Raw genomic sequence first — 27,000 nt, 5'->3', positions numbered from 1 at the left:
ATGGCCAGTCCCAAGCGATATGACCGGATCGCCTTCGTCGCGAGCGCGGGCGCCGAGGCCCAGGTGGCGCTGGCAGAGCTGGTCGGGCTTTACGGCAATCACGACCCGGATACGGCCGATATCCTGGTGGCCATCGGCGGCGACGGGCTGATGCTGGAAACGCTGCATCGCTACATGCGGGCCGGCAAGCCGATTTACGGCATGCATCGCGGCACCGTCGGCTTCCTGATGAACGAGTTCTCGACGCATGATCTGCGGGCGCGGCTGGCCGCGGCGCGCGAGACGCTAATCAATCCGCTATTGATGCGCGCCACCGACATTCACGATCAGGTGCATCTGCATCACGCCATCAATGAAGTGTACCTGTTTCGCCAGACCTATCAGGCGGCGCATGTGCGCATCCTGATCGACGAGCACGAACGGATGGCCGAACTGATTGCGGACGGCATCCTGGTGGCGACGCCGGCCGGATCTACCGCCTATAATTTGTCGGCGCAGGGGCCGATCCTCCCGATCAACGCGGCGCTGCTGGCGCTGACCCCGATCAGCGCGTTCCGGCCGCGGCGCTGGCGCGGCGCCCTGCTCCCCAACACCGCCTTCGTGGTCATCGAAGTGCTCGAGGGCGGCAAGCGTCCGGTCGCCGCCGTGGCCGACAACGACGAAGTGCGCGACGTCCGCCGCGTCGAGGTGCTGTCCGACAAGTCGATCTCGATGCGGATGCTGTTCGACCCCGGCCACAGCCTCGAAGAACGCATCCTGCGCGAGCAGTTCGGGCATTAGCCCCGTCGTCCCGGCCTTGAGCCGGGACCCATACCGCGTTGTGCTATCGGTTAGAGCCAGGTGGCCGACACCTTCCGCAACAACGACGTTTGGTGGCTATGGGTCCCGGCTCAAGGCCGGGACGACGTCTTGGAAGAGCGGCGACAAAGCTGCTACCAGCGCCCCCCGCGCCGCCCCCCTTTCGCAACCATTCGTTAACCCGCCCCGCGATATGGTTAACGCCGGGTGTACCGTGTTGCCCGGTACCCATTTAGGGCCGGACCATGTATCGCATCGACTTCAACAAGCTGCGATTTCTGATTTGCGACGACAACCCGCATATGCGCCGCATCCTGCGGACGCTGCTGCATTCGTTCGGCGCGCGCGAGGCCTATGAAGCCGAGGACGGCGCTACCGCACTCGAAATGTACAGCCATTACGTGCCCGACATCGTCATCACCGACTGGGCGATGCCGATCTTCGACGGGCTGGAGCTGGCGCAGATGATCCGGCAGCCGGAATCCAAGGGCAACCCCTACGCGCCGATCATCATGCTGACCGGCCATTCGGAGAAGCGGCGCGTGACGGTGGCGCGCGACGCCGGCGTCACCGAATTCCTGGCCAAGCCGATCTCGGCCAAGGGGTTGTATCAGCGCATTCTCAACGTCGTCGCCAATCCGCGGCCCTTCATCAAGACCAAGACCTATTTCGGCCCGGACCGCCGGCGCAACACCAGCAACGCCTATATCGGCCCCGAACGCCGCATTGGCGGCGAAGTGGAGGTCATGCAGCAGCCGTCGCTGCTCGACAAGGCGCGATCCAGCGTCTAGCGCGCGAAACTTTTTGGGGAACCCATCATGGCGAAAGAGAAGCCCGGGAAGTTGGAGGTCAAGACCTTCGCCGATCACCACGTGATCACGCAGCCCAACCCGTTGCGCAAGGTGTTGTTGCGCGTTCCCGAATCCGATCTCGACGACCCGGTCGGACGCGCCGAGAAGGCGCTGGCCGGGCTGTCCGGTGAATTCAAGAACTGGATGGCGATCGAGGCCGACCGGCTTTCCGCCGCCCACGCCGCCATTCTGCGCGACGGATTCAGCGACGATAACCGCGAAGAACTGTTCCGCGCCGCCCATGACATCAAGGGTGACGCCGCGACGTTCGGCTTCCCCTCCGCGGGCGCCGCCGCCGAAAGTCTGTGCCGGATCATCGAACACGCGCCCGATCTCGACCAGGTGCCCTCGAACCTGATCACGCATCACATCAACGCCATCCAGGCCATCGTGCGCGAGCGCACCAAGCTCGACACCGCGGCCACCGCCGGCGTGCTCAGCCGTTCGCTGCGCGGCATCGCCGATGAATTCCTCACCCACGCCAACCGCGACCGCCCCGAACATCTCGAAGCGATTCTGGCGCCGAGTATTATTCCGGCGGAGTAGACGTAAGCGAACCCGCGCTTGCGTCCGCATGCTCAGTCGTCATCCTGAGGTGCGCGCTCTTTCTTTGCGCGCCTCGAAGGATGGCCACGGGCTCAAATCCATCCTTCGAGGCTCGCCTAAGAGGGCTCGCACCTCAGGATGACGGCTCTGGATTTGGCTTAGGGATCTAATATCAGGCTGCGATCAACTCGCTTCCGATCGGCGCGAACGCGTCTTCCGCCACCAGTTCGTCGCAGAACAGGCGGGCTTCCTCGCGCGCCGATTCGGTTGCAAAGCGGCGCAGCAGGATCAGCAGCGGCTCGGCGGCCTTGCGGTCGGTTTCGCAATGCGTCAGGACGCGCTCGACCATGCGGCGGCGCAGCCGCGCCGCACCACCCAACGTGTCGACATAGCCGGTCTCGTGGCTGACCTCGAGTGCGATTTTGAAGGCGGCGAAGGTGGATTCCGGCAGGCCGGCGCGGATCAGCAGCGCCTGCAGGCTGGCGCCGCCGCGGTCGTGCAGCAGCGCGGTGACGCGGGCGTGCGGCAGCCCGGACAATTCGGCCAATGATGCATCGAACAGTTCGAGATTGCCCGACAGCAGCGCGCGCAGGATCAGGCCGGCGGTGAGCTGGCCGGTGGCGCGAAGGTGCTGCACCAGCCCCTGCATGTCCTCGCCGCGCGAACGCGCCGCGATGTTCACGGTCGAGCGCTCGCGCGCTTCGCTGGCGAGTCGTCCTGCCCGGTCCGGGCTCAGCCAGTTTTTGGCGACGACGAACTGCGCCAGCATGTCTGAAAGTTTGGCGACCAGCGCCAGGCGGGTGGCGGAAGGCAATCCCTCCAGCACCAGCATCGATTCCCGGATCGCGGCAAGATGGCCGTGCCGTTCGACGATGCGGTCCCAGGAGAAGGGCGCGAGCTCCGCATAGGCGTTCTCGATCAGCTCGAGCGCTGCGGCAGCCGAGCCGACTTCGGCGATCGCGGCGGATACCGACGGCGGCAGGTTGACCCGGCGGGCGATCGCGCATTGCGTCTCGCCATTGCCGGTCGCGACGAGGTCGACGAGGTCGGCGTCGATCAGCAGCGGCGAATGTTCGAGCACCGGCAGCGCGATCGACGGCTGGTCGAGCGAAAGCGCCTGCACGATCGCGGCGGGCGCATCCGCGCTGCGCGCGAACACTTGCGCCATGGCCTGGCGGACCAGCGGCGATGGATCGTCGAGCAGCATCAGCAGCGCGCCCTCGGCGGCGGCGCGATCGTCCTCGGAAAGATCTGAAATCAACCAGGCCCGCGCCAACGCCCGCGTTGCCTCTGCCCGCTCGCCTGCCGGAGCGGTGCGTATCCAACTAATGAACTGCCGAACGATCATGGTCCTGCCGGCCTACGCAACCCGAAAACGACACCGTGACGCGATGCCCCTGTCATAGAAAATAAACCATGACGCTTAACAAAGAGTTCACCATAAATGTTTGGGATTATTGACGTTTCGTTAAGGGGGCGGAGATGACCTGCTCGCCGGTCTCCCCAAGTTCGCGCTCGTCCTGAGGAGCCACGCATAGCGTGGCGTCTCGAAGGATGGGCTGCGGGTGTTAAAGCTGGGCCTCATGGTTCGCCCGGCGATGTAATCGTCCGGAGACGGCGCAAGAGCGCCTCCTCACCATGAGGAATTAGGAGCTGAACGTGCCGTTGCGATCGCTGAACAGATCGAGCCGGCCGGGTGCGCGGACTTCGGGCTTCTGGCCCGACACCGTCGGCGTCGCTGAGGCGACCGAGGTCGCCGAGGCGACCGCGGTCAGCGAGGATCCCCTGCCCCACAATTCCTGCACCGCCGGTGAAATCGGCTGGCTGCGTTCGCCGGCCTGGAACAACGAGCGGAAGATCGGCTCGGGCTGCGCGGACGCGGTCTGCGATGCCGCGGCGACCGGGGTCACGCTGCGGGAATCCGGAAAGCTCGACAGATAGGCCGCGTTGTCGATCGCGGGGGCCGCCGGCGTGGCGCTCGCGACCGTGATGCGGCGCGGCAGATCGCCGCCAACCACTGCCATGGCGGTGCGCGTAGCCTGCGAGTTGGCGGCGCTGGCGTAGCGCGAGTTCAATACCGAATAGACTTCAGACACGCTGCGGCCGCGGCCCGACCGATCGTAGAAGATCGAGCGGTTGGCTTCGGCGGCGGCCGGAAACATCCGCACCGCGGAAGCCTGCGGATTGTCCTCGGCGCTGGAGATCAGTTTTCCCGCGCCGCCGACGCCCATGAAATGCGCCATGTAGAGTTCGGCGTCGCTGGGGCGGCGGCCGATCTTGCCGGTGAGCTTGAAACTGTTCGACTGGGTCAGCACCCCCGCCATCGAGGACGCGGCATCGGGATCGTCGCGCAGCTTCATGATCGCGGAGCGCGCCGCGGGATCGCTGACCGAATAGCTGCCGGACGGATTGCGGGTGATGGCGTCGGCATATTTGCCGTAGCCGAGCTGGCTGCCGGCTTCCTTGACGGTGCCGAGCCAGGTCTGGTCGATGAATTGAAACAGCCCGCGCGCCGACGAGGTGGTGGCGGCCGCCTTCGGGTTGAAGTTGGATTCCATCTTGGCGGTGGTGAGCAGATATTCGAAGCTCGCGCCTGACGTCGAGGCGGCCTGCTTGATCGAGCCCGCGATTCTGGCGCGCGTGGGATCGACACCTGCCGTGGCGTTCAATGTGTCGACCGACATGTTCCTGGTGCCCCGCTCCCCGCGAAACGACCGCGCGGCCTGTGCGAAAATCGCAATCAGCGCCCAATACCGCGCCACACTGGGACGGTTATGGTTAATGGGGGGTTAAGAACAAACGGCCCGGCGCTGAAACGCTACGCTGCACCAAGGCCGTCAACCCAACGGGTTTCTTCATGGGGGCTTGGGGAGATTGAACCAGGAGCTTTGAAATCGACTCTCGGTGTGCCCGGATGTTCCAAGAAAACGGCCCCAGCCTCGGGGGGAAGCGCCGGGGCCGACGGGGGAACTACGGCAGTGCGCCTGCCGCCAATCTAGAACCGGACAGCCCGCCACTTGATCCCAGCGGGACTACCGGTTCTTCCGGCTTGATCGGCGCCACCGCAGACGGTCTCGGGACCAGAAACTGATCGTAAACGCACTCACGCCTATGGTCGAGACTATGGATGACGATGAGCCAGTAGAACCATCCCTGACCGCGTGGCAGCGAAGTTTACAGCGCCTCGCCGCTTGGATGGTTCAATTCAACCGAATGCGCGAGCCTTCGCGCCCTGAGGTTCGTGACAGAATCCCACAGCCCCCTCGGAATGACGTGCCGGCCAGGCGACTCGTCCCACCACGCCCTTAACGGCAAAGCCACTTCTTCAGGTCGCGGCCTGTCGGCAATGACATGACGATCGCCGGCTCAAATTGCTTTCGAATTCCTCGGGGCGTTCGCGCCATAATGCCGCTCATCCGCTAAATAACACCGCTTTGCCGAAGCGCCGCAATGGCAGCCGGGTCATAGCCGAGATCGGCCAGGACAAGATCGGTATGCTCGCCAAGCATCGGCGGGCGCGCCGAGATTTCACCCGGCGTTTCCGACAGCCGGACAGCAGCTCTTACGACCGGCGCGGGCACCGGCAGGCCGGGATAATCGACATCCTGCATGAAGCCGGCGGCGCGAATATGCGGATGATCGAGCGCCTGCTGCGGGCTGAGCACCGGTCCGGCCGGAATCATCGCTTCCCCCAGCGTGTCGACGGCTTGCTGCGTGGTGCGCTCGGCGCACCAGCGCGCCATCCGTTCGCTGATGACCGGGCCGTTGTCGCCGCGCTTGATGTCGTCCGCAAAGCGCGGATCGCTGAGCCACTGGTCCTCTTCACCCATCAACCTTGCCCAGCGAATGAACAGCGGGTGACCCGTGACCTGGCACAGCACCCAGCCGTCTTTGGTGCGGTAAATGTCGGCTGGTGCCGCAGTCTGGCCGAGATTGCCGGTCGGAACGCGATTGGCCTTGATCACCGCCTGCTCGATCAGCGTCGCGTTGGTGAAAGACAACGCGGTTGCAAGCAACGCGCCCTCGACGATCTGCCCGCGCCCGGATTTGGCGCGTTCGATCAGAGCGGCGAGCGTCCCGAACGCGCAGTGCAGCGCCGTTCCGAAATCGACCCAGTTCACCGCGGCCCGGTAAGGCGGATCGCCGGCGCCGGTCATGTAGACCGAACCCGACATGACCTGTCCGACACCGTCGAAACCGACGCGGTCGGACCACGGCCCCGGCCCACCGAATGCAGTTGCCGTCGTCAGGATGATGTCGGACTTGATCGCCTTCAATGAATCGTAGTCGAGCTTCATCGCGCGCAGGGTCTGCGGCGGCAGGTTGGCGACGACCACGTCCGCGGTTGCAACCAGCCGACGCATCACCTCCTGCCCCTCCGGCTTCATCGGATCGAGCGTGATGCACTTTTTGTTTCGGTTGATCTGCAGAAACAGCGCGCCTTCGCCAGCTTCGCCGACCGGTGCCACGAAGCGATCTTCGCTGCCGTCGCGTTTTTCCACGCGAATGACCTCGGCGCCGAACTCGGCCAGCAATGTCGCGCAATACGGCCCCGCGATGTAGCGCCCGAAATCCAGGACGCGCACCCCCTCCAGAACTCCCCCCATCGATCGCATCCTTCATGTTTTTGCCAGATTACAGGGAATGATTTCCGCGGCAAGGCAGCAACGCGACGTCAACTTTTGATTCCTGGCGGACACAGTCCACCGTGCGGAATATCAGTCAGACCTCAGCGGTCTTCGCCTGATTTACACCGCCGTTCAATTCGTCCACCAAGCCAAGGTCAGAAATTCTGTGCTAGGTTTGACTCAAGCTCGCTCTTCGCAGACGGGCGAATGACAAGAAAACAACGGGCAGGAAAATGAACAAGCTGACACGGCGAACGTTCGTGACGGGTTCGGCGGCGGTGTTGTGCGCCCCGTCCGCGAAGACCGTGGCGCAATCTGCGTGGCCGGCTCGCCCAATTCGCATCATCGTGCCGTATCCGGCCGGCGGCCAGACCGACGGCATCGCGCGGGCTTTCGGTGATTACCTGGCGCGGCAGGTGGGAAAGCCGGTCATCATCGAAAACAAGGCCGGCGCAGGTGGCGTCATCGGCGTGACGGAAGCCAAGCGCGCAGAACCGGACGGTACCACCCTCCTCTGCACGATTTCTTCGTCTTTGATTCAGAACCGTCTTACGGTGAAGGACCTCCCGTACGATCCTGAAAAGGATTTCATTTATCTGACGATGGTCAGCGGCGCCGGGGGTCCGGTGGTGGCGGCAAAGAAGACGGGCGCAAAAAATCTTCGCGAGTTCATTGAATATGGAAAAAAATTCGGCAGCCTGAACTGGGGATCGTATGGCGTGGGTTCGACGCCGCACGTGCTGATAGCGACAATGGCGAAGCAATACGGCATTCAATTTCAGGTCATCCAATATCGCGGCGAGGCGCCGATGTGGAATGACATCGCGGGGCAGACGCTGGATGGCGCGGCAGGAAGCTATGCCGCAGCAGCACCCGTCATACAGGCGGGAACCGGAAACCTGATCGGCGTGGTAGGCAGCCGCCTGCCACCGTATCCGGACACGCCTACAATGACTGAACAGGGCGCCGTCGGCGACTTCTACGACCTGCGCGCATTCACCACCTTCGCCGTACCAACCGGAACGCCGCAGGATGTCGTCCAGCGGATCTCGGAGCTATTGATCCAGGCCGGATCCGACTCCAAGGTCCAGCAGATGCTGAACAACTTTCTGCTGAGTTACCCGGCCAATCTTGAGACGACCGCTCGTATTTTCAAGCGCGACAGTGACGTGATGCTCGGTATCCTGCGCGATCTTGGCGTCAAACCATCGGAGTAATCGCCGAGCGGCGACGAGAGCGCCGGTCGGAATATCTAGAGGTAGCTCGGCGGGTTTAACTGAGCAAGCTCCTCTCGCAGAAGAGGCCAGCCGCGAGCGAGCGAGATTGTGCTGAGAATTCCGCGCGAAGAGAGAACTCGAGCTCAAGAATCCCACCCGTCTCAGCCTCTAGCTCGAAGATGATTGTAGGGCTTTCTTCAGTCGCAGGTGAGGCCGCCATGCTGCGTCCCAACACAATCAGTGGCAGCCTTACTCGTTTTGTCATAGCACCGCGCTCCCGGCTTTAACTGTCGTTCGGTCCATAGGCATCGAGATATCGCAGCAACAGACGCATGCCGAGACCGGCGATGACGAGAAGCACCGCAAAGTCCGGCAGCAGAAGGATTCCGTAGTGCCACAGCTTGATCTTCTCGCGCGGGCGGACAGTCAAGCCATTGACGATGAGCGGCGCCGCAGCGGTCGCGCGGTCATCGGGTTCCGTGGATGCCATTTTGCCCAATCTACCACAGGTCTTTTGGTGATCGCTCACAACTTCGAAATCATGGATTAGTCGATTAAATGAAATTTACTCCAAATTACCACGATGTCCGCTGTTGGCGCTGGGTAGATATTGCTGTGATGCGGCGTAAGGTCGGCCATCGCTCCAAGGAGCCGTATCCGAGGCCACCTGCTGCCCCTTACAATGTGCTAGTCTGAGCCAGCATGATCCCCTGTCTTCGGCCCGGAGCCGTTGCACCGTGACCCATGATCATAATCCGACATGGACAGAAGAAAGCCGCTTCCGCGGCGCCCTCGACGATGTCTTGATCATCCCACTCGTTTCTGTCGCGCTCGCCGCAAACAAAATCCTGCGTTTCATTCTTTCGATCTTGATGCGGCTGCTCGACTACGCCTTCCCATTGGCAATGCAGATTGTCTGGCTTCCGCTCTTTGCCATCAGGATTCTTGGCAATGTCATCGTTACTGCCATGAGCGGCGCGTTGCGCTTTCTTCCTCTTTCCGAGACGAAACGTCGACAGTGGAGCACATCGATCCGCCGGAACTGGTCGTGGCTCCGGCGGAAGATCAGCTATCGGGCGTTCGAACATGCTGTGTACGTTGCCTTTGAAAGCGGGATGGCATGGGTTTTCCGAAAATGCCGGCATCTGACGCCGAACACTGCACTGCTCGTGATCCTGGGCGCGGTACTTTGGTTTCCGATTTCTTTCGGAGCTGCAACGGCGATGCACGTAGTATTGTTTGCCAAGGTCACGTCCTGGCCAGCCTGGATGCAACTCTTGCATCCGCTGGCAACGGTCATCGCCAAGAGCAAGCTGTTGGTGCTGCCGGTGTACCCGGCAGCCTGGCCACAGGCCAGGAAACATCCGTTCGTGCAGCGCGCATTCAAGAGCTATGAGACCATCAGGAGCCTGTATGTGATCAAAAAGGCCGGTTTTCGCTATCGGCAAGCAGAGACCGCTGGCCTCGCGGCGATTGAGAGGCTCGAGCGCACCGCCGGCCTCGCATCGGCGGTAAGGTGGCTTCGCAAGGCTCATGTCGCCGAACGTTTCGGCGTGGAAAAGCCTACTCAGAAATTGCGTTCGTTCTTCTCGCAATGGTCAATTCAGTTCTCAGCCGAATACTACGAAGCGAAGGAACGGCAAGCCTCAGGTGTCTAGTAAACAGCCGCAAGTTACAAACGCTGAGATGATCATCAATCTCGCGCGGCCGATGCCCATGGGCGAGGCGGTTGGACAACGCACTACTTCCGAGTTTGGCACGAAACGGTCGCTGCGGAGCAACGGATCACTTCCGATACACCGCGTTCGGATCGAACAGCCGGTCCGCATCCACAAACGACAGCTGTGTGCCGCCGTCGCCCGTCGTCACCGCGCGATAGAAGCACGACTGCCGGCCGGTGTGGCACGCGGCGCCATGCTGCTCGACGCGGATCCAGATCGCGTCCTGATCGCAATCCATTCGCATCTCGACCACGCGCTGGGTGTGTCCGGAGCTCTCGCCCTTGCGCCACAACGCTTTGCGCGAGCGGCTGAAGTACCAGGCCTCGCCGCTGGCGATGGTCTTGCGCAGGGCCTCGTCATTCATGTGCGCGACCATCAGCACGTCGCCGGTCGCGGCATCGGTCGCCACGCAGGTCAGAAGACCCGACGCGTCGAATTTGGGCTGGAACGCCAGCCCTTCTTCACGGTCGTTGATATCTGCGGGTGTGGACACAGCGGGCCTCGCGAAGACTCAGGCGAGGTTACCGATTCGGTCCTCGCACCATGGACAGGAAACGCGCCTGCTCCGCCGGATTGTCGCGGAACATGCCGGTATAGCGGCTGGTGAACGTCATCGCGCCGTGCTTGGCGACGCCGCGCACCGACATGCAGGTATGCTCCGCCTCGATCACGACCGCAACACCGCGGGGCTTGAGCACCTCGTCGATCGCGGCGGCGATCTGCGCGGTGAGATGCTCCTGCGTCTGCAGGCGGCGCGCGAAGATGTCGGTCAGGCGCGCGAGCTTCGACAATCCCACGACCCGTTCGACCGGCGTATAGGCGATGTGCGCCCGGCCGTAGAACGGCATCATGTGATGCTCGCATTGCGAGGTGAATTCGATATCGCGGATCAGGACGAAATCGTCATAGCCCGCCGTCTCGCCAAACGTGCGGTCGAGCACCTCGGCCGGGCACTGATGATAGCCCTGATAGAGTTCGTCGAAGGCCTCGACGACCCGACGCGGGGTGTCCAGCAGGCCCTCACGGCCGGGGTTCTCGCCAATATAGCTGAGCAGCGTATGCACGGCCGATTCGGCCTCGGCGCGCGACGGGCGCGGCTGATCGGCCCGGACGGCAGCGGCCAGGAATTCGGCGGGATCGAGTTCGGTTGGGCGGGTTTCCGGCGCCACGTCGGGTGATTTGACCTCGGCAGCCTTGCCGGGCCGGAGCGATTTGATCAATGCGTCCATGTCTTCTCCGTTCGACCGGTCCTGCGGGACCGGAGTGTCACCGGGCAGACGGGGCGGATTTGCCGCCGGGCGCCTGAGTCCCCTTGTTCCTAGCACCACCGGGGTAGAATTGGCTTCCAATCAGGCCGCCGTGGCAACATGGCCGGACTGTATTTCCACCATGACCGCCCATATATAGGACGGTGAAACCCAGCCGCCAAGGGCGGTTCCGCCCACGGGCCCGAGACCTTGCTCCATGCTGAACGACATTTACAACAAGCGCATCATCGAGTTGGCCGGCAATATCCCCCGTCTGGGCCGCCTGCCCGACCCCGACGCCAGCGCCACCGCCCATTCCAAACTGTGTGGCTCCACCGTCAAGATCGACCTCAAGATGGACGGTCCGGTGGTTTCCGACTTTGCCCATGACGTGAAGGCCTGCGCGCTCGGGCAGGCCTCCTCCTCGATCATGGCAAGCCATGTCGTCGGCTCGACCGCGAGCGAACTCCGCGAACTGCGCGAGAGCGTTCGCAAGATGCTGAAGGAAAACGGCTCACCCCCGCAGGGCAAATGGTCCGACATCGCGCTGCTCAAACCGGTGCGCGACTACAAAGCCCGCCACGCCTCGACCATGCTGACCTTCGATGCAGTGGTCGATGCGATCGGCCAGATCGAGGCCAGGGCGAAGCAGCTCGCGTAGGGCGGGTTCTTTTAACCCGCCTTCTCGCGGCGCCATTTGACCGTGACAAGTCTTCAGTATATTCTAGCTAGAAATTCTAGCTAGAGAGAGAACCAGGCATGGCCCAGCGCAGTTGGTCGGTGCAGGATGCAAAGAACCGCTTCAGCGAGGTGGTTGAAGCCGCGCGACGCGTGCCGCAGACGGTCACCAAGCACGGCAAGCCCGCCGTAGTCGTGATTGATGTTGTGGAGTACGAGCGCTTGCGGCACCTCGAACGCGCGCAAGCACCGTCCTTTGCCGATGCGCTGCTCGCCATGCCACAGGACGATGGCGAATTTCCGCGCCGCAATGTGCGCCTGCGCGACCTCGAACTCTGATGTTCCTAATCGATACCGTCACGCTATCTGAACTGCGCAAGCGCAGGCGCGATCCGATGGTCGTCAAATGGTTTGAGCGGCAGCGAACAACCGATCTCTTCGTCAGCGTCATCAGCATTGGCGAAATAGAGCGCGGCATTACGCGACAGCGCACGACTGATCCAAGCTTCGCGGCCGCTCTTGCGGACTGGCTGGACCGGGTTCTGACGCTTTACGGCGAGCGAGTCGTGCCATTCGACCTGCAAACTGCGCGGCGTTGGGGCGCCCTGAGCGCCGCTCTCGGCAACGACAGCGCCGATCTCATGATCGCGGCCACGGCGCTCGAACACGGGCTCACCGTCGTCACGCGCAACGTATCGGATTTCGAGCCCTCCGGGGTCGCCGTGCTCGATCCGTTTGGATCGCGCCGGGCGGGTACTCGCTAACGAACTTCGCCGTTGTCGCTGGAGGAGTGGCGCGCGCTTGCGCCGCGTCTCGAAGGACGAGGCCCGGCTATCGGCCACATGGTTCGAGACGCGCGCAAGGAGCGCGCTCCTCACCATGAGGGGATGAATCTATTTCGCGGGGTGCGGTTGCGGCTGAGTCTGCTGCTGCGCGGGCGCGGCGGTGCCGCCGGTTGGAGCGGCGGCTTCGGCTGTTTTGGTCGACTTCGCCGGATGTGCGGGCGCCTGTTCCTCGACCACGGAACTGACGAAGCGATCCTGCGTCGGCTTCGACTTCAGTTCGGCAACCGGCGTCGAGGAATCACGCGGCAGCACGTCGCTGACAGCGTCGGTCGTGATGAGATTGGAGAGCCGCAATTCAGTGGGTGACAATTTATGCAAATCTTCCCACGGCGGTATGCTGAGCGCGAGCGACAACAGGTCGCCGGTTCCGCCCATGTCGAAGGTGAACTTGGCGAGCCGGCCGATGTCGCGTTCCACGATCATCAGATCCTGGGCGGTGTAGCTTGCGGCCTTGGCGTCGTCGGCGCGATCGCCCATCCAGATCTGGTGCACGCGGACGTGGGAGGCCGGCGACACGTAGCGTGTCTTGCCGGATAGCAGCAGGAACACGCACATCGACTCGCAGTAGGCTTCAGGGACGACATGGGCGCGTTCGCCCTGCGCGGTCTGCGTGCGCACGGTGGTGCCGACCGTCGTCATCGCCCCGAGAGCGCGGAACCTGCGGCCGAGTGTGATGGAATCGTTGACCGAACCGCCGCTGGAATCGAGCACGATGGTGGCGCCGCCAAGCTGGCGATCGCGCGCAAACTCCTCGAACGCCCTTGGGCTGTCAGCCGTGACGATGCCGACGGCGGAGACCCAGCCCTTGCAATCCGGCTGGCACGCGACCCACTTGAAGCGCATCGGCAGTTTGCGTTCTTCGAGGCTGGTGCCGGCGTGCGCCGAATTGCCCGGCGCCGTGATCGCGCCAGGCAATGCGAGACAAAGGGCGGTGGCACCGAGCAGCGCCAGGCCGCGAATTTTAAGCGACGTCACAAACCTCAATTTGGTTCCTTCCCCCAAGCCCTCAACCCGAGCAACGGCAATGGCCCCACTTCATCAACGCCACATGATTCTGTCATACCAGCGTTATCGAAAACGTAACCGTGCGCCTTGTGGCCGTCCATAGTACCTTTGCTGCATCGCCACCAAACCATCGGATAATTCCCAAGTGTGGCGTAAATATCTGCGAATGTTCAGTTCCTTGCTTTGGAACCCCCGCAAGATAACGGAGATCGTTCGGCCAGGCCCATGAAGCATCCATTCACGCCCTCATCACAGTGCGGCAAATCACAATGCACGGATTGTGCCACGACCGTGCGGCGCTTCCCCCGCAATGCGGGGCGCGCGCTGATCTGGATCTACCGCCACACGCTGTCGCCGCTGGTCGGCTACAACTGCCGGCATCTGCCGACCTGCTCGGTCTATGGCGACGAGGCCATCGAACGCTTCGGGCTTTGGGGCGGTGGATGGATGACGCTGGCCCGGCTGTTACGCTGTCAGCCGTGGGGCACTTCCGGCATCGACAACGTCCCGCTCGCAACACCGCCGGGCGCGCGATGGTATCTTCCCTGGCGCTACGGACGCTGGCGCGGCGTCAACGCACCGTAACGGCGTTGGCGAAAGGGACGCAATGAAATTCTGCCGGACAGGCTAGCGCCAGAAGAAGAAGCCGCTTCTCGGCTGCGGCTCGACCGGCGCCGGCGGCCGCGGCTTTCTGGGACGTGGCGGCGGCGGCGGCGGCTCGGCCGATGACGTCTCCTGGCCAGCAGAGCCATCGTCGGGCAACCTGACCGCCAGCAGCAAATTCGATTCATGGGTGCGCCAGCGATAGCCGATGCCGAAATCCATCGGCTGCGCGCGCCGGAACAATTCGGCATAGGATTGCTGAAACCGTCCCGGGAACTCGCCGATCGGGCCGGCATAACGGCCGAACGGGAAGAGGCGCCATTTCTTCGGGCTGTAGTAGTGAAGCGGAACCCCGGAATCGTCCTGGATGATGGTGGCGCTTTTGGCGAGGATGTAATCACGCACCGTGGTGAAGTTGCCGGAGTGCAGGAGATAGGAAGCGCTCTTGATCAGGCTGTTGCCGGGCGCCAGCGTGTCGCAGAATTTCAGGAAGCCGGTGACCTTGACGCCGGAATTGGAAAGATCGGTCGAGAAGTAATACAGCGTCTTTTCCACGCCATCGCTGCCGGCGAAGATGATGCGCGCGCCACGCACCGCGTTCGGCCCGGGGTTCTCGTTGCCGAAATACGCCGCTCCCTTGTCGTCCAGCGCCACCGGCGTGACGCTGCGGATAGTCTTGCCGGAGCGCGCCAGGAACACATAGAGCACCGGCAGCGTGCCGTTGATCTGGCCGGCACTCAGATCGGTTTTCATCTGCTTGGTGATGAAGAAGCTGAAGCTCAGAATCGAACTCGTCGAGCGCTGGACGCTGTAGAGCGCAGCGCCGACGCCGCCGCGCGGCAGTTTCGTCAGGTCAGGTACCGAACCCGTCGGCTCCAGCGCGCTCAAGACGTAGGTCGTCGCCTTCGAATAGAAGGCGTTGGCATAGAGGAAGTCCGGCCCCGAGAACATGTAGAACATGGTCGGTCGCGGCGCCGCCAGATTGGTATCCGCCCAGGCGCGGATCTTCGACAATTGCCGCTGCTCGAGCTGCGCGAACGCGTTGTCAAAGAATTTGGCGTGGCGTTGCCAGGACGGATCCCTGGTCAGCGGCAGCAGCGGCGAGTCGGCCGAGGGCATCATGCCGGCGAGAAACTTGGCGGTATCGTTGGCGGTCGCGGGGTCGGCGGCGCGCGCAGGCAACATAGCGGCGAACAACATCGCGGCCGCCAGCGCCACGGTTCTCAGGGAGGCAATTCTCAACGGGGCAGATCTCAACGGGGCTATTCTCAACGAGGCGTGCATCTTCATTCGCCGCCCGCAGACGCGGCCACGGGGTCTTGAACGGTCCGCTGGCGGAAAACGGCGTAAATCAAAAGTCCTGAAATCATGATCAAAACACCAAGGAACACGCGCAGCGGTTGTTCGGTCAAAAGATAGTACATCATGAAGCCGGTCACGAGCAGGAAAACCACCGGGGTGACCGGGTATCCCCAGGCGCGATAAGGCCGCGGCAGGTCGGGATGCGTGATGCGCAGCTTGATGACGCCGAGCACGGTGAAGAACGAACAGAACAACAATGCGAACTGGATGAACTCGAGCACGGCTTCAAAGCTGCGCGTGAACAGCATCAGGCTCGCCACCGTCAGCTGAAACAGAATGGCATAGGCCGGCGCGCCGCCGGTCGAGCGCCGCGCGAACAGGCGCAGCACCGGAATGTCCTCGCCCATGGTCATCATCACGCGCGGCCCGATCCACATCATCGCGCTGATCGAGGAGATCAGCCCGAAGCAGATCATCGCGCCGACGATGCGGCCGCCGAACTCGCCGAAGATGTAGCTGCCGGAAACCCGGGCAACGTCGAGCTGGCCCGCCAGCTTGTCGATCGGCGCGGAGTGCAGGAACACCGCGTTGAGCGCGACATACAGCACCAGCACGACCAGCGTCCCCGCCAGCATCGCGCGCGGCACGTTGCGCTCCGGCTCGTGCACCTCGCCGATGATGTAGGTGGCCGCATTCCAGCCCGAGAACGAATACATCACGAACACCAGGCTGATGGCGAACGGCGCGCTGACGATGTGGGAGAAGTCGGAGGCGGAAGGCGCGAACGACAGCGGCTGCGGCGTCGCCATCAGAAATCCGGCGACCAGGAAGGCCACGATCAGCACCACTTTGAGGATGGTCGCGATCAGCTGGAAGGTGCTGGAGTGCTTGACGCCGGTGAGCTGCACCAGCGACACCAGCCAGACCACGCCGATGGCGAGCGCCAGCGGCGGGGCGTCCGGAACGACCGATTTGCCGTATTCGCCGAACGCCATTGCGGCGAGCGCGACGGGTGCCGCAAAGCCAACGGTCGCCGACACCCAGCCGGCCACAAAACCGAAGGCCGGGTGAAAGGCCCGGCCGAGAAAATTGTACTCGCCGCTGGAGCGCGGAAACATCGCCCCGAGTTCGCTGTAGGCAAACACCCCGCACAGCGCGACGACGCCGCCGACCGTCCACAGCAACAGGATCGAGAACCCGGAGGGGATGTCCTTGACCTGAAAGCCAAGGCTGGTGAAGACGCCAACGCCGACCATGTCGGCAACGACGATGGCGATCGCGACCACGACCGACACGCCGCCGGGACGCGGGCCGGACCACGCCGCGGTGCCCGTTTCTGATGCCGCCATGTCGACCATACCTTCAGCGCCGCACCCTGAACCGTCATGGTGCAGGCTGGAGCCGTCCAATTCAAGCAGCGTTAACAATGATTTAAATCGGGCAACGATTTAGGTATCAATATACCTAACAGATCGCCTTTGACCTTCCCAGTGCACCCCGACATTGCGAAAACAAGATGGCGGGGCACAATCAGGACACGATTGGATGGTCTCTTCTGGGCTTCCGGAGGTGGGGAGTTTTCCTCCGGAAGCTTAACGTCGCGTAAACACGAACGAGTTACGCCGGTTTAACGGTGGAGCTTGGGTGGTTCTCAGGTGGTTCTCAGGTGGTCCTTGGGGCAGTGGGTGGATGGTCGGGGCGGATCCGAAATTCCAGATCGATGATCGCGCGCACCGGGTGGTTTTCCCGGCAACGCAGCACCGTGCCCAGCCCCGTCACCGTACCCAGCCCCGTCGATGGCACTGGATCGCGGCCGCCTCGTTTTTTGTACCGCTGTCCTTTGTGCTGGTTCAATGCGGCAAGGCGCCCCCTGCCGGCATGCTGGCGGCGAACGCCCACGCGAGCGCCGGTGACAGCTTCGAAGACCGCTTCCCGCAGCCGCAGTTCAACGACCGGTTCCCAACGGCGGACGAAAGCCTGGTGCAGCGGCAAGTCGCGCTGGCCCCGCCCTCGCCGTCCCAACGCAAGGTGCGCACCGAGCCGGTCAGGGTGGCTTCACTCAATCCCGCGATGACCCTTCCGCAGCCGACCGAGCGCGAAGAGCTGACCACGCTGGTCAGCATGAAGTCCTCCGCCTTCCCCTATTTCGGCACCAATCCGCGCTCCGAAGCGCCGTTCCTCAACATCAGCAAGGGCGAGCGCAAGGGCCATCGCAGCTATGGCGGCCGGGTCTACTGGCAGGATGAGACCTACAACGACAGCCGCGTGCTGGTGCATGTCCCCGAGACCTTCGACGTCCGCAAGCCCGGCGTGATCGTGGTGTTCTTCCACGGCAACGGCGCGACGCTGGAACGTGACGTCCGCGACCGCCAATTGGTGCCGCAGCAGATTTCGGATTCCGGCGTCAACGCCGTGCTGCTGGCGCCGCAGCTGGCGGTGAACGCCGCCGATTCCAGCGCCGGCAAGTTCTGGCAGCCGGGCGGCTTCAAGCGCTTCATGGATGAATCGGCGAGCCACCTCGCCCGCCTGACCGGCGATCCCAAATCGGCGCAGGCGTTCGCCAACATGCCGATCGTCATCGTCGGCTATAGCGGCGGTTTCCTGCCGACCGCCTGGAGCCTCGAGGTCGGCGGCGCCACCAACCGCGTCCGCGGCGTGTTCCTGCTCGATGCCATCTATGGCGAACTGGACAAGTTCGCGTCCTGGATCGCGAACAACCGTTCCGGCTTCTTCGTCAGTTCCTATACCCGCTACACCAAGCGGCGCGACCAGGAACTGATCGCGATGCTGCGCGACAAGGGCATCACCGTCACCGAGAACATGGATGGGCCGCTGCGCCCCGGCAGTGTGGTGTTCGTGCAAACGCCCAATGGCGTCACGCATCGCGATTATGTCACGCAGGCCTGGACCGAGCATCCGGTCAAGGACGTACTGGTCAAGATGGCCGCCTCGCCTCAGCTGACCAGGATCGCCAGCGCACCGTCGGCGACGAACCGGTAACCGGCCGCAAGATTCACCGGTTCACGAAGAAAAAGTCTTCGCGGCCGGGCAGCGAGCCGTACGTATATGGCTCCTGCCGTCCGGCGGTCGCCTCCATCACGTCGTCACGGACCAGACGGAACAGCTTGTTGATCTCGACGCCCGGCGTCGCGATCCGCTGCACGACCGCGACGGCAAACGGCGAATAATCGCCCTCGCCGTCCAGTGCGGTCTCGCCATGCTTGGCCGCGTACACGACCAGCGACGCGCCCTGTACTTTCACCTCGCCGAGCCCGCGGCCGACCGAGCGCGTCTTCGCGCTGCGCGTGCTGTCCTGGTTTGAAGCCGGCACCGGCGCGGTAGCCACCGGCGCCTGAGCTGCCGTCGTTGAGTTCGCAAACGGGTTGTCCCGGCAGGCATCGAGCATCACGAGCTTGAGCTTCTTGGCGCCGTCGATGGCCGCCATCACCTGATCCAGCGGCATGGCTTCGAACAGGGCGTCGCGGCCGGATGCCAGTTTGGCATCGACGGGTATCAGGTAATTGACGCCATTCACCTCGATGCCATGGCCGGCATAGTAGACCATGGCCCAATCGGACTTGTCCGCCGCCGCAGCAAACGTGCGCAGCGCCTCCGTCATCTTCTCGCGCGTCACGTCGGTGGCGACCGTGACGCTGTCGAAGCCGATCGCGCGCAATGCGCCGGCGACTTTTTCGGCGTCACGATGTGGGTTGTCGAGCGCCTTGACCGATCTGTAGGCGGAGTTGCCAATGATCAGCGCCGCCCGGCGGCCCTGTTTCGCAGCGGTCGCCTTGACGATCGCGGGGGCCACCACGGGTGTGGCAACGCGCGGCGTCGGCACCGAAGTGGTCGAGGTCGCCCTGGCAGGGGCCGGCAGGATGGTCGGCTGCGGTGCGCCGGAGGAAAGTGCCGCAAGACGCGCCTCGGCGGTTTCGCGTGCGGATTTCGAGATATCGCCCCGGCCGGAGTTCTCGCTGATCGACAGCGCCGCGCGGAACTCGGATTTGGCGCGCTCGATATCGCCGGTGCGCTCGAACGTCAGTCCGCGGCCGGTGAACGCCGGCGCGAAGTCCGGTTCGATCCGGACGGCCTGGTTGAAGTCGGAAAGCGCCCGGTCGTATTCGCCCATATAACGCAGCGTCTCGCCGCGCAGCGTCAGGCCAAGGGCGACGCCGGGCCCGCCCGCGTAAAGCTCGATGGCGCGGTCCTGGTCCTGCAGGGCGCGCGCCAGATTTCCGGTGCGACGCCAGGCCTCGCCGCGATTGGCATAATATTTGGCGTTTTTGGGCGCGAGCTTGATCGCAACGCCGAAATCGGCCGCCGCCTTTTCATATTCCCCGATCGTCTTCCAGATCAGCGCGCGGTTGTTGTAGGCCGAGGCGCGATAGGGATCGTTGTTGATCAAGGCGATCGACCTGTTGATGTCGGCAAGCGCCGCGGCGTGGTCACCCTTGTCGCTGAGCAGATTGGCCCGCTGGTTATAGACCGCGGGATCCCGGGGCAGGATCGCAGCGGCCTCGTTCAGCACCTCGATGCCGCGATCGAAATCGCCTTTGCAGTGCTGCCAATAGTACGAGATCCACAAATGCAGATCGTAATAGGCGGAGCCCTTCCTGGAGGGCGAGACGTCCTTGGCGCGCATCAGGTCGGCCAACGCGGCGTCGCATTTCTTCTGGTTGAGGAGGTTTTGTGCACGGTACGACAGAGCCAGCACCAGCTTCGCCGCGGAACGACTGGAGTCGATCAGGATCGTGCAGGCCGCGATGCGGTCATCCAGCTCACTAGTACTTTTCAGCGGACCGACCTTGCAATCGGTTGGGCGGTCACGTGCGATTGCCCGGTCTGCGGCTGCCGCGGCAGCAAGCAGAAGCAGCACCAAAGCGGCGCAAGCCGCGGTCTTGCCGTTTCCCACCATCTTCCCCCTCGGATTCCCCTAGCCGAGAAAAGCATGCGAGGCGAACCTTGTCACGACGCCGGGACGCGGAACCGTTGGAAATTTGCTTGAAGTCTCCTTGGACTATTGGACGGGTGAGCTACTTCGCGACGCTGTCACGCGAACCGACCGCCTGCACGGTGGTTTTCGGCGGCGGACAGGTCGCCAGCAAGCGGTCCAGCGCGCCCGCCAGTCCTTCGCTGGAAAAGCTGGCCTTCTGCGCCCGCCAGCGTCCATCCTGCCCCTGTGATGTTTCGGTGACATCGAACTGCGGCTCGCTTGCCAGCGCCTGTAGCGTGGCCCTGGTCATGCGCAGCGCCCAGGTTTGCGATCCCGGCACCTTGGCCGGCGACCTGAAATATTGCGCGAGCGAACTGCTATTTGAAATCGAGATCGTCGGAAAGGCCGACGAACTCACGGCCGGACGCTGGAAATCCAGTTCGAACTGCTCGGTGCTGAAACAGAACAGCCGCCACTGCGACATGCGATAGGCATTGTCGCTTTCGCTTCGCTTCGTGACGGTCTTGCGCACCATGCCGCGGCCGATGCTTTCGAATACCCACGGCGTCTCCACGAGTTCGCGCCGGTCGATGCCAAAGCGGGCGATCTCCTCGCGGGTGAGAACGTGCATGTCCTCGAACTTGACGGTGCTTGCGAGGCGGAGCAATCCGACGTCGGCCCCCATCCTGGCGATATAGCTGTGGAGTATGCGGTCGGCGCGTTGCATCCCCCGTTCGGTTGCCGCGACCCGCATCTGCGCCGTCGGCGTTCCCGCACCGCGGAACCACACCGTCACCTTGGGAGAATGCACACCAAGCACCGCATCGGGAGCGATCTCGCGTGTGCTGGCGCCGAGGAGGAGATAGGGGCACGCCGAGTTGCAATTCGCGCCGCGGGTCCAGAGATCGCCGTGGAGTTCACGGCCCGATTGCTTCAGCTTGAGGCAGAGATCGCCGTTCTGCGATTCGAAGCCGCACTCCTTCACCACCGTCCGCGCCACCCTGGCGATGACGGGCTTTTCGCGCAGCATCGCGCCCATCGCCACCGCCTGGTCCAGATTGCCGCCGGGCGAAGCGAAATAGATCGGCAGGTTGCGCTCCCTGACCTTTCGCAGGAATTTCCGGAAGCGCGCCGCCGCGGCCGCATCGATCTGCCCCTCGGCCGCAATCCAGCTGTCGCAGCCGGGGCCGCAGGCATCGGGCGCCCTTGACGACGTAGAACACCATCGGCGGTGCCATCGGCTTGGCGGGTACCGGCCGCGCGGTCGGCGCCAGCCGCACGGCGGGCACAAGCCGCGGGGTGGACACATGCCGCGCGATAGGAGGAGCCGCCAACGCCGATGCCGAAATCAGGACGAAGGTTACGGCCAAAATTGCGCGCAGCGTCATGGGGCTCAAAAATCAAACGAGAGACAGGCAAAACATCTTGGAAACAGCTAACAAACCATCACTACCAAGTCCATGCAACGGCAACCAGTGGATGCGGCAACATTCTGCCCGATCAAGGCGCTGAGCATCAAAAACGTGGCGCGAGCCGCCGACTGCCTTTTTGGCGTTCGTTGTGCCGGTCTTGGGTTGCGCCGCTCCGACCGTTCACCGCAATCCGATCGGGACCGGCGATTTTCTTGATATTGCCCGATTGCAGGCGCCGAATCCCCTGCTATACCGCCTGTTCCCGCTTACCTGCGCTCGTTCGCAGGAGTGAGCTCAAGGAGACGCCAATGCCTGACAGCAATGCACCCGCACCGGGATTCCAATTTGGCCTTGCGAACCTGAAACCGGCCGAACCCGTGCAAAAAATCACCCTCACCTTCCCCGACGGCGCCAAGCGCGAATTCCCCCATGACATTACCGGGCTCGAGATCGCCAAGGGCATCTCGCCGTCGCTGGCCAAGCGCACGGTGGCGATGGCGCTCGATGGCGTGGTCACCGATCTCGACGATCCGATCTCGGGCGATGCCAGGATCGAGTTCGTCAGCCGCGACGACCCCCGCGCGCTGGAACTGATTCGCCATGACGCCGCGCACGTGCTCGCCGAAGCGGTGCAGTCGCTGTGGCCGGGCACCCAGGTCACCATCGGCCCCGTGATCGAGAACGGATTCTATTACGACTTCTTCCGCAACGAGCCGTTCACGCCGGAAGATTTTGCCGCGATCGAGAAGAAGATGCGCGAGATCGTCGCGCGCGACAAACCGTTTACGAAGGAAGTCTGGTCGCGCGAAAAGACAAAGCAGGTGTTTCGCGATAAGGGCGAGGCCTTCAAGGTCGAACTGGTCGACGCCATTCCCGGCGACGAGCCGATCAAGATCTATTACCAGGGCGACTGGTTCGACCTCTGCCGCGGGCCGCACATGACCTCGACCGGCAAGGTCGGCAACGCCTTCAAGCTGATGAAGGTTGCGGGCGCCTATTGGCGCGGCGACAGCAACAACCCGATGCTGACGCGCATCTACGGCACGGCGTTCGCAAAGCAGGAAGACCTCGACCTCTATCTGAAGCAGATCGAGGAGGCCGAAAAGCGCGACCACCGCAAGCTCGGCCGCGAACTCGATCTGTTCCACTTCCAGGAAGAAGGCCCCGGCGTGGTGTTCTGGCACGCCAAGGGCTGGACGGTGTTCCAGGCCCTGATCGCCTATATGCGCCGCCGCCTGACCGGCGACTACAGCGAGGTCAACGCGCCGCAGATCCTCGACAAGTCGCTGTGGGAGACTTCCGGCCACTGGGACTGGTACCGCGAGAACATGTTCGCGGCGCAATCGGCCGGCGACGAGGCCGAGGACAAGCGCTGGTTTGCGCTCAAGCCGATGAACTGCCCCGGCCACGTGCAGATCTTCAAGCACGGCCTGAAGAGCTACCGCGACCTGCCGCTGCGCCTCGCCGAATTCGGCGTGGTGCATCGCTATGAGCCGTCGGGCGCGATGCACGGCCTGATGCGCGTGCGCGGCTTCACGCAGGACGACGCGCATGTGTTCTGCACCGAAGCGCAACTCGCCGACGAGTGCCTCAAAATCAACGACCTGATCCTGTCGACCTATGCGGACTTTGGCTTCGAGGGCGAGCTGACGATCAAGCTCTCGACCAAGCCGGACAAGCGCGTCGGCACCGACGAGATGTGGGATCATGCCGAACGCGTGATGGCCACCGTGCTGTCGGAAATCCAGGCCAGCAGCAACCGCATCAAGACCGCGATCAATCCCGGCGAAGGCGCATTCTACGGGCCGAAGTTCGAATATGTGCTGCGCGACGCCATCGGCCGCGACTGGCAGTGCGGCACCACGCAGGTCGACTTCAACCTGCCGGAACGCTTCGGCGCGTTCTACATCGACGCCGACGGCTCCAAAAAGGTGCCGGTCATGGTGCACCGCGCGATCTGCGGTTCGATGGAGCGCTTCATCGGCATCTTGATCGAGCATTTTGCCGGCAACTTCCCGCTCTGGCTGGCGCCGGTGCAGGCCGTCGTCACCACCATCACCTCGGAAGGCGACGAATACGCCAAGGTGGTCGCGGCCGCCGCGCGCCGCGCCGGCCTGCGCGTCGAGATCGACCTGCGCAACGAGAAGATCAACTACAAGGTCCGCGAACACTCGCTGGCGAAAATCCCGGCGCTTCTCGTCGTCGGCAAGAAGGAAGCCGAGACTCATTCGGTCTCGGTCCGCCGCCTCGGCAGCGAAGGCCAAAAGGTGATGCCGACCGACGAGGCGCTGGCAGCGCTGGTCGAGGAAGCCACCCCGCCGGACGTCAAGCGGGCACGGCTGGAGGCCTGATGACCGACGAGCAGGAGCTTCCGGCGTTTCCGATCCGGGCTTACCAGTTGATCCCGGATCCCAACCAGCCGACGGTGGTGGCGCTGGCGATCGAAACCGACCAGGGCCACAGCCTGTTTCTGGCAAGCCGGGAAATTTTGGAAGACCTCGGCAAGGACCTGCTGGAGCGAGCGGCGAAGATGCCGGCCCGCAAGCCCTAACCTTTGTCACAATCGGTCTAAACTGGCTTTCGGCGGCTTCGTTGTCTCCCCATGTTAGTGTAGGCAATCGCCCGATCCCGTTCGACGAAAGAGCCCCACATTGCCCGATGCCCTTGAACTCCTGAAACTGCGCCGCTCCGTCAAGCCGCGCGAGATGAGCGGCCCCGGCCCCTCGGCCGACGAACTGGACACCATCCTGACCATCGGTTCGCGGGTGCCCGACCACGGCAAGCTGACGCCCTGGCGCTTCATCGTGTTCGAGGGCGACGCCCGAGCGCGCGCCGGCGATGTCATCGCACAGGTGTTCGCGCGAAAAAATCCGGGGGCGCCGGCGGCCGATATCGAGATGGAGAAACGCCGGCTGATGGACGCGCCGCTGGTGATCGCGGTGGTAAGTTTCGTCAGGCCGCATCCCAAGGTGCCGGCGTGGGAGCAGCAATTGTCCGCCGGCGCCAGCGCCATGAACATCGTCACCGCGGCAACCGCGCTCGGCTATGGCGCCAACTGGCTGACCGGCTGGTTCGCGTTCGACCGCGACGTGCTCGACGGCCTCGGCGTCAAGCCGGACGAGAAACTCGCCGGCTTCATCCATATCGGCACGCCGTCGAAACCCGCCGAGGACCGCCCTCGCCCGGCACTGTCGGATATCGTGACGCGGTTTTAGTCCAGACAGCGTCATGGAGTCTCTGTGACCTAACCCGCCGCCTCCCTGGAGGCGACAGGTTCCGAGTTCAGAGATCGAGCGTAACGCTGACGCGGGCGCGCGACACGCACGGCATCAGCCGATCCTGCCGCTTAGATGTCGGCAGCACCTTGTCGCGATGCAGCACCAGGCCATCGCGATATCCGCATTCGCAGGAACCGCAGACACCCATTTCACAGGATGACGGCATTGCGAAATCGTTGTCACGCAGCACATCAAGCAACGACTTGTCGGCAGGCACGAGAAATCGTTGACCCGTCGAAGCAACCGTCGCTTCGAACGGCTCGGACTTGAAGTTCTCGTCGACCGTCATTTGAAAGACCTCAGCGTGAACGTGATCTTCGGGCCATTCGCTCAAGGCCGACTGCACGGCATCCAGAAGCCGTTGTGGCCCGCAGACGTAGACGTGCGTATCCCCGTCATATGGTCCGATTGCTCCCGGATCAAAGCGCGGACCACTTTCGGAGAACCAGCATTGCAGGCTTGGTCCGCAAATGTCCCTGAGTTCAGCAAGCAACGGCGCCTCGGACGCCGACCGCGCGCAATAGTGCAAGGTAAAATCCCGACCGCCGCGCTTCAAAGTGAGGGCCATTGACAGCAAAGGCGTGATACCGATGCCGCCAGCGACCAGAATATGGCGCGCGCCTGTGGCGCTCAGCGGAAGATTATTTCGTGGTGCGGAGATATGCACCTCAGCGCCTTCATGGACGTTCTGGTGAACCCAGATCGATCCCCCACGACCCGTCGCCTCGCGCTTGATGGCAATCTCGTATCTGGAGCGGTCAGCGGGATCGCCGCACAACGAGTATTGCCGCACGCGGCCATCCGGCATGCGCAGATCCACGTGCGCGCCGGCAGACCATTCCGGAAGAGCCGGTCGAAGCGGATGAACGAGTTGCATGTGCAGAACATCCGGCGTTGCGAGCCGCATCTTCTCAACACGCAACTTCATGATGAGACGTGCGGTCATTGGTCCAGCAGCTCTATGGCGTCGCCGGGCCTGATGATGCCGCCGCGCTCGATGCCGCAGTTCAAGCCGGAGCGATTATAGAGCGGAAGGAACACCGGGAGCCCCAGCAGTTCTTCGAGATATTTGCAGGGAAAATTCAACCGGCCACCCCGCAAAATGACGTCTCCGACCTTAAACCGACGCCCAACCAGGTGATTGAGCGGCACGCCTATCACCGTCAGATTCCTCCGGTGATCGCACGGCTCGAGCGCAATCCCCCCGTCCTGCAACGGGGGATCGTTGCGCGAAAGCGCGTCGAGCGCCTCCTGTTCGATGAGTGTCACTTCGCGCACGTCAGGCTTCGGTGAATAGGTCCCGGTTCCCTCGTAATAGCGATCGCCAACGATCCCCCGGCCGGCAACGCACTCGGCCTCCTGTCGTTCTTCCATCTCATAGCTGGCGCCGGGCGCGACATGGATGTGAAGCAGTTTGCCCCGCCATTGGGTTGCACCGCCAGCTTTCCTGACGGCAACGGACCCGGCAGGATGCTCGAATGCCTCCGTCATCTTGGGTGGCGGTCGATGGATCGAGGGGACGTTCACGGGACTATCCTTTCGTGCACAAGGCAATCGCTTCGATTTCGACCAAAGCGTCCTTTGGCAAACGTGCGACTTCGATGGTCGATCGCGCGGGCGGCTTATCGCTGAAGAACTCGGCGTAGATTCCGTTCATTACGGCAAAGTCGTTCATGTTCTTGAGAAACACGGTCGTTTTGAGAACACTTGCGAAGGAAGCGCCGCCGGCTTCCAAAACCGCCGACAGGTTCACGAGCGACTGTCGCGTCTGTTGCTCGATGCCGTCAGGAATGCTTCCGGAAACCGGTTCGATCGGCAATTGCCCGGACGCAAACACGAATTGTTCCGTGCGCGTGGCCTGCGAGTAGGGCCCCGCCGCCGGTGCCGCTTTGACGGTGCTGACGATAGATTTGGTGTGCATGGTGCCTCCTGTTGG

27 protein-coding genes are annotated in these 27,000 nt (G+C 63.2%); 13 read left to right on the top strand and 14 right to left on the bottom strand.

Features of this window, described 5'->3' with window-relative positions; all coding sequences use genetic code 11:
• The 3 genes from ACSQ84_RS10955 (at position 1) to ACSQ84_RS10945 (ending at position 2,195) form a co-directional block, all read left to right on the top strand.
• Complete coding sequence (locus tag ACSQ84_RS10955) at positions 1–780, top strand: NAD kinase (protein ID WP_436211675.1); 780 nt, start codon at positions 1–3, stop codon at positions 778–780.
• Positions 781–1,043: 263 nt separating this feature from the next.
• Positions 1,044–1,589 (top strand): response regulator, encoded by a 546-nt coding sequence (locus tag ACSQ84_RS10950; RefSeq protein WP_436211674.1) that lies wholly within the window; start codon positions 1,044–1,046, stop codon positions 1,587–1,589.
• Positions 1,590–1,616: 27 nt separating this feature from the next.
• On the top strand, positions 1,617–2,195 hold the full coding sequence (locus tag ACSQ84_RS10945; protein ID WP_436211673.1) for an Hpt domain-containing protein: 579 nt from the start codon (positions 1,617–1,619) through the stop codon (positions 2,193–2,195).
• 172 nt (positions 2,196–2,367) lie between these two features.
• On the opposite strand, the gene ACSQ84_RS10940 is transcribed toward ACSQ84_RS10945, so the two are convergent.
• The 3 genes from ACSQ84_RS10940 to ACSQ84_RS10930 all read right to left on the bottom strand — a co-directional run bounded on the left by ACSQ84_RS10940 (position 2,368) and on the right by ACSQ84_RS10930 (position 6,802).
• Positions 2,368–3,543 (bottom strand): DUF2336 domain-containing protein, encoded by a 1,176-nt coding sequence (locus ACSQ84_RS10940; protein WP_436211672.1) that lies wholly within the window; start codon positions 3,541–3,543, stop codon positions 2,368–2,370.
• Between the two features lie 298 nt (positions 3,544–3,841).
• Positions 3,842–4,879, bottom strand: coding sequence for a transglycosylase SLT domain-containing protein (locus ACSQ84_RS10935; RefSeq protein WP_436211671.1), 1,038 nt, complete (start codon positions 4,877–4,879; stop codon positions 3,842–3,844).
• Between the two features lie 735 nt (positions 4,880–5,614).
• The gene (locus tag ACSQ84_RS10930) at positions 5,615–6,802 is read right to left on the bottom strand and encodes a CaiB/BaiF CoA transferase family protein (protein ID WP_436211670.1); all 1,188 of its coding nucleotides are present in this window, start codon (positions 6,800–6,802) and stop codon (positions 5,615–5,617) included.
• Between the two features lie 254 nt (positions 6,803–7,056).
• Between ACSQ84_RS10930 and ACSQ84_RS10925 the strand changes: the two genes are divergently transcribed.
• Entirely contained in the window at positions 7,057–8,040 is a 984-nt protein-coding gene (locus ACSQ84_RS10925; protein ID WP_436211669.1) for a Bug family tripartite tricarboxylate transporter substrate binding protein, read from the top strand.
• 283 nt (positions 8,041–8,323) lie between these two features.
• On the opposite strand, the gene ACSQ84_RS10920 is transcribed toward ACSQ84_RS10925, so the two are convergent.
• On the bottom strand, positions 8,324–8,530 hold the full coding sequence (locus ACSQ84_RS10920; protein ID WP_436211668.1) for a hypothetical protein: 207 nt from the start codon (positions 8,528–8,530) through the stop codon (positions 8,324–8,326).
• Between the two features lie 247 nt (positions 8,531–8,777).
• Here ACSQ84_RS10920 and ACSQ84_RS10915 point away from each other — a divergent pair, with 247 nt between their 5' ends.
• Positions 8,778–9,698, top strand: a complete 921-nt coding sequence (locus tag ACSQ84_RS10915) for a hypothetical protein (protein WP_436211667.1) — start codon at positions 8,778–8,780, stop codon at positions 9,696–9,698.
• A 127-nt stretch (positions 9,699–9,825) separates the two neighbouring features.
• Here ACSQ84_RS10915 and hisI read toward each other — a convergent pair whose 3' ends face one another.
• Positions 9,826–10,254, bottom strand: coding sequence for a phosphoribosyl-AMP cyclohydrolase (gene hisI, locus ACSQ84_RS10910; protein WP_436211666.1), 429 nt, complete (start codon positions 10,252–10,254; stop codon positions 9,826–9,828).
• A gap of 28 nt (positions 10,255–10,282) precedes the next feature.
• A complete protein-coding gene (gene folE, locus ACSQ84_RS10905) occupies positions 10,283–10,990 on the bottom strand; it encodes a GTP cyclohydrolase I FolE (protein ID WP_436211665.1) in 708 nt (235 codons plus the stop codon).
• A 235-nt stretch (positions 10,991–11,225) separates the two neighbouring features.
• Between folE and ACSQ84_RS10900 the strand changes: the two genes are divergently transcribed.
• The 3 genes from ACSQ84_RS10900 (at position 11,226) to ACSQ84_RS10890 (ending at position 12,450) form a co-directional block, all read left to right on the top strand.
• Positions 11,226–11,669: an iron-sulfur cluster assembly scaffold protein gene (locus tag ACSQ84_RS10900; RefSeq protein ID WP_436211664.1), complete on the top strand. Its 444-nt coding sequence runs from the start codon at positions 11,226–11,228 to the stop codon at positions 11,667–11,669.
• A 98-nt stretch (positions 11,670–11,767) separates the two neighbouring features.
• Complete coding sequence (locus ACSQ84_RS10895; protein WP_436211663.1) at positions 11,768–12,025, top strand: type II toxin-antitoxin system Phd/YefM family antitoxin; 258 nt, start codon at positions 11,768–11,770, stop codon at positions 12,023–12,025.
• Positions 12,025–12,450, top strand: a complete 426-nt coding sequence (locus ACSQ84_RS10890) for a type II toxin-antitoxin system VapC family toxin (protein WP_436211662.1) — start codon at positions 12,025–12,027, stop codon at positions 12,448–12,450. Before ACSQ84_RS10895 ends, ACSQ84_RS10890 begins: the two co-directional genes overlap by 1 nt.
• Before the next feature lie 129 nt (positions 12,451–12,579).
• Here the strand turns inward: ACSQ84_RS10890 and ACSQ84_RS10885 are convergent, their stop codons facing one another.
• Positions 12,580–13,515, bottom strand: coding sequence for a hypothetical protein (locus tag ACSQ84_RS10885; protein ID WP_436211661.1), 936 nt, complete (start codon positions 13,513–13,515; stop codon positions 12,580–12,582).
• Positions 13,516–13,761: 246 nt separating this feature from the next.
• On the opposite strand from ACSQ84_RS10885, the gene yidD reads away from it, so the two are divergent.
• The gene (yidD, locus tag ACSQ84_RS10880; RefSeq protein WP_436211660.1) at positions 13,762–14,121 is read left to right on the top strand and encodes a membrane protein insertion efficiency factor YidD; all 360 of its coding nucleotides are present in this window, start codon (positions 13,762–13,764) and stop codon (positions 14,119–14,121) included.
• A gap of 42 nt (positions 14,122–14,163) precedes the next feature.
• On the opposite strand, the gene ACSQ84_RS10875 is transcribed toward yidD, so the two are convergent.
• On the bottom strand, positions 14,164–15,339 hold the full coding sequence (locus tag ACSQ84_RS10875) for a hypothetical protein (RefSeq protein WP_436211659.1): 1,176 nt from the start codon (positions 15,337–15,339) through the stop codon (positions 14,164–14,166).
• 86 nt (positions 15,340–15,425) lie between these two features.
• Positions 15,426–16,790 (bottom strand): APC family permease, encoded by a 1,365-nt coding sequence (locus tag ACSQ84_RS10870; protein WP_436211658.1) that lies wholly within the window; start codon positions 16,788–16,790, stop codon positions 15,426–15,428.
• 340 nt (positions 16,791–17,130) lie between these two features.
• Between ACSQ84_RS10870 and ACSQ84_RS10865 the strand changes: the two genes are divergently transcribed.
• Positions 17,131–18,441, top strand: a complete 1,311-nt coding sequence (locus tag ACSQ84_RS10865; RefSeq protein ID WP_436211657.1) for an alpha/beta hydrolase — start codon at positions 17,131–17,133, stop codon at positions 18,439–18,441.
• Positions 18,442–18,454: 13 nt separating this feature from the next.
• On the opposite strand, the gene ACSQ84_RS10860 is transcribed toward ACSQ84_RS10865, so the two are convergent.
• Positions 18,455–20,356 (bottom strand): caspase family protein, encoded by a 1,902-nt coding sequence (locus ACSQ84_RS10860; RefSeq protein ID WP_436211656.1) that lies wholly within the window; start codon positions 20,354–20,356, stop codon positions 18,455–18,457.
• A gap of 118 nt (positions 20,357–20,474) precedes the next feature.
• A complete protein-coding gene (locus ACSQ84_RS10855) occupies positions 20,475–21,413 on the bottom strand; it encodes a hypothetical protein (protein WP_436211655.1) in 939 nt (312 codons plus the stop codon).
• 681 nt (positions 21,414–22,094) lie between these two features.
• On the opposite strand from ACSQ84_RS10855, the gene thrS reads away from it, so the two are divergent.
• The 3 genes from thrS (at position 22,095) to ACSQ84_RS10840 (ending at position 25,001) form a co-directional block, all read left to right on the top strand.
• On the top strand, positions 22,095–24,137 hold the full coding sequence (gene thrS / locus ACSQ84_RS10850; protein ID WP_436211654.1) for a threonine--tRNA ligase: 2,043 nt from the start codon (positions 22,095–22,097) through the stop codon (positions 24,135–24,137).
• Positions 24,137–24,337 (top strand): hypothetical protein, encoded by a 201-nt coding sequence (locus ACSQ84_RS10845; RefSeq protein WP_436211653.1) that lies wholly within the window; start codon positions 24,137–24,139, stop codon positions 24,335–24,337. The genes thrS and ACSQ84_RS10845 overlap by 1 nt, the downstream gene beginning before the upstream one ends.
• A gap of 100 nt (positions 24,338–24,437) precedes the next feature.
• Complete coding sequence (locus tag ACSQ84_RS10840) at positions 24,438–25,001, top strand: nitroreductase family protein (RefSeq protein ID WP_436211652.1); 564 nt, start codon at positions 24,438–24,440, stop codon at positions 24,999–25,001.
• Between the two features lie 67 nt (positions 25,002–25,068).
• Here the strand turns inward: ACSQ84_RS10840 and ACSQ84_RS10835 are convergent, their stop codons facing one another.
• Genes ACSQ84_RS10835 through ACSQ84_RS10825 form a run of 3 tightly spaced genes read right to left on the bottom strand, consistent with a single transcriptional unit; the run spans position 25,069 to position 26,985 of the window.
• Positions 25,069–26,010 (bottom strand): PDR/VanB family oxidoreductase, encoded by a 942-nt coding sequence (locus ACSQ84_RS10835; RefSeq protein WP_436211651.1) that lies wholly within the window; start codon positions 26,008–26,010, stop codon positions 25,069–25,071.
• On the bottom strand, positions 26,007–26,555 hold the full coding sequence (locus ACSQ84_RS10830; protein ID WP_436212268.1) for an MOSC domain-containing protein: 549 nt from the start codon (positions 26,553–26,555) through the stop codon (positions 26,007–26,009). Before ACSQ84_RS10830 ends, ACSQ84_RS10835 begins: the two co-directional genes overlap by 4 nt.
• A gap of 40 nt (positions 26,556–26,595) precedes the next feature.
• Positions 26,596–26,985, bottom strand: a complete 390-nt coding sequence (locus ACSQ84_RS10825) for a Rid family detoxifying hydrolase (protein ID WP_436211650.1) — start codon at positions 26,983–26,985, stop codon at positions 26,596–26,598.
• Between the last annotated feature and the right edge of the window lie 15 nt (positions 26,986–27,000).

It is taken from the genome of Bradyrhizobium sp. LjRoot220 (assembly GCF_964252915.1).
Classification (GTDB): domain Bacteria; phylum Pseudomonadota; class Alphaproteobacteria; order Rhizobiales; family Xanthobacteraceae; genus Bradyrhizobium.
Note: the sequence above shows the minus strand (reverse complement) of the source record. Positions and strands in the feature narration are given on the sequence as shown.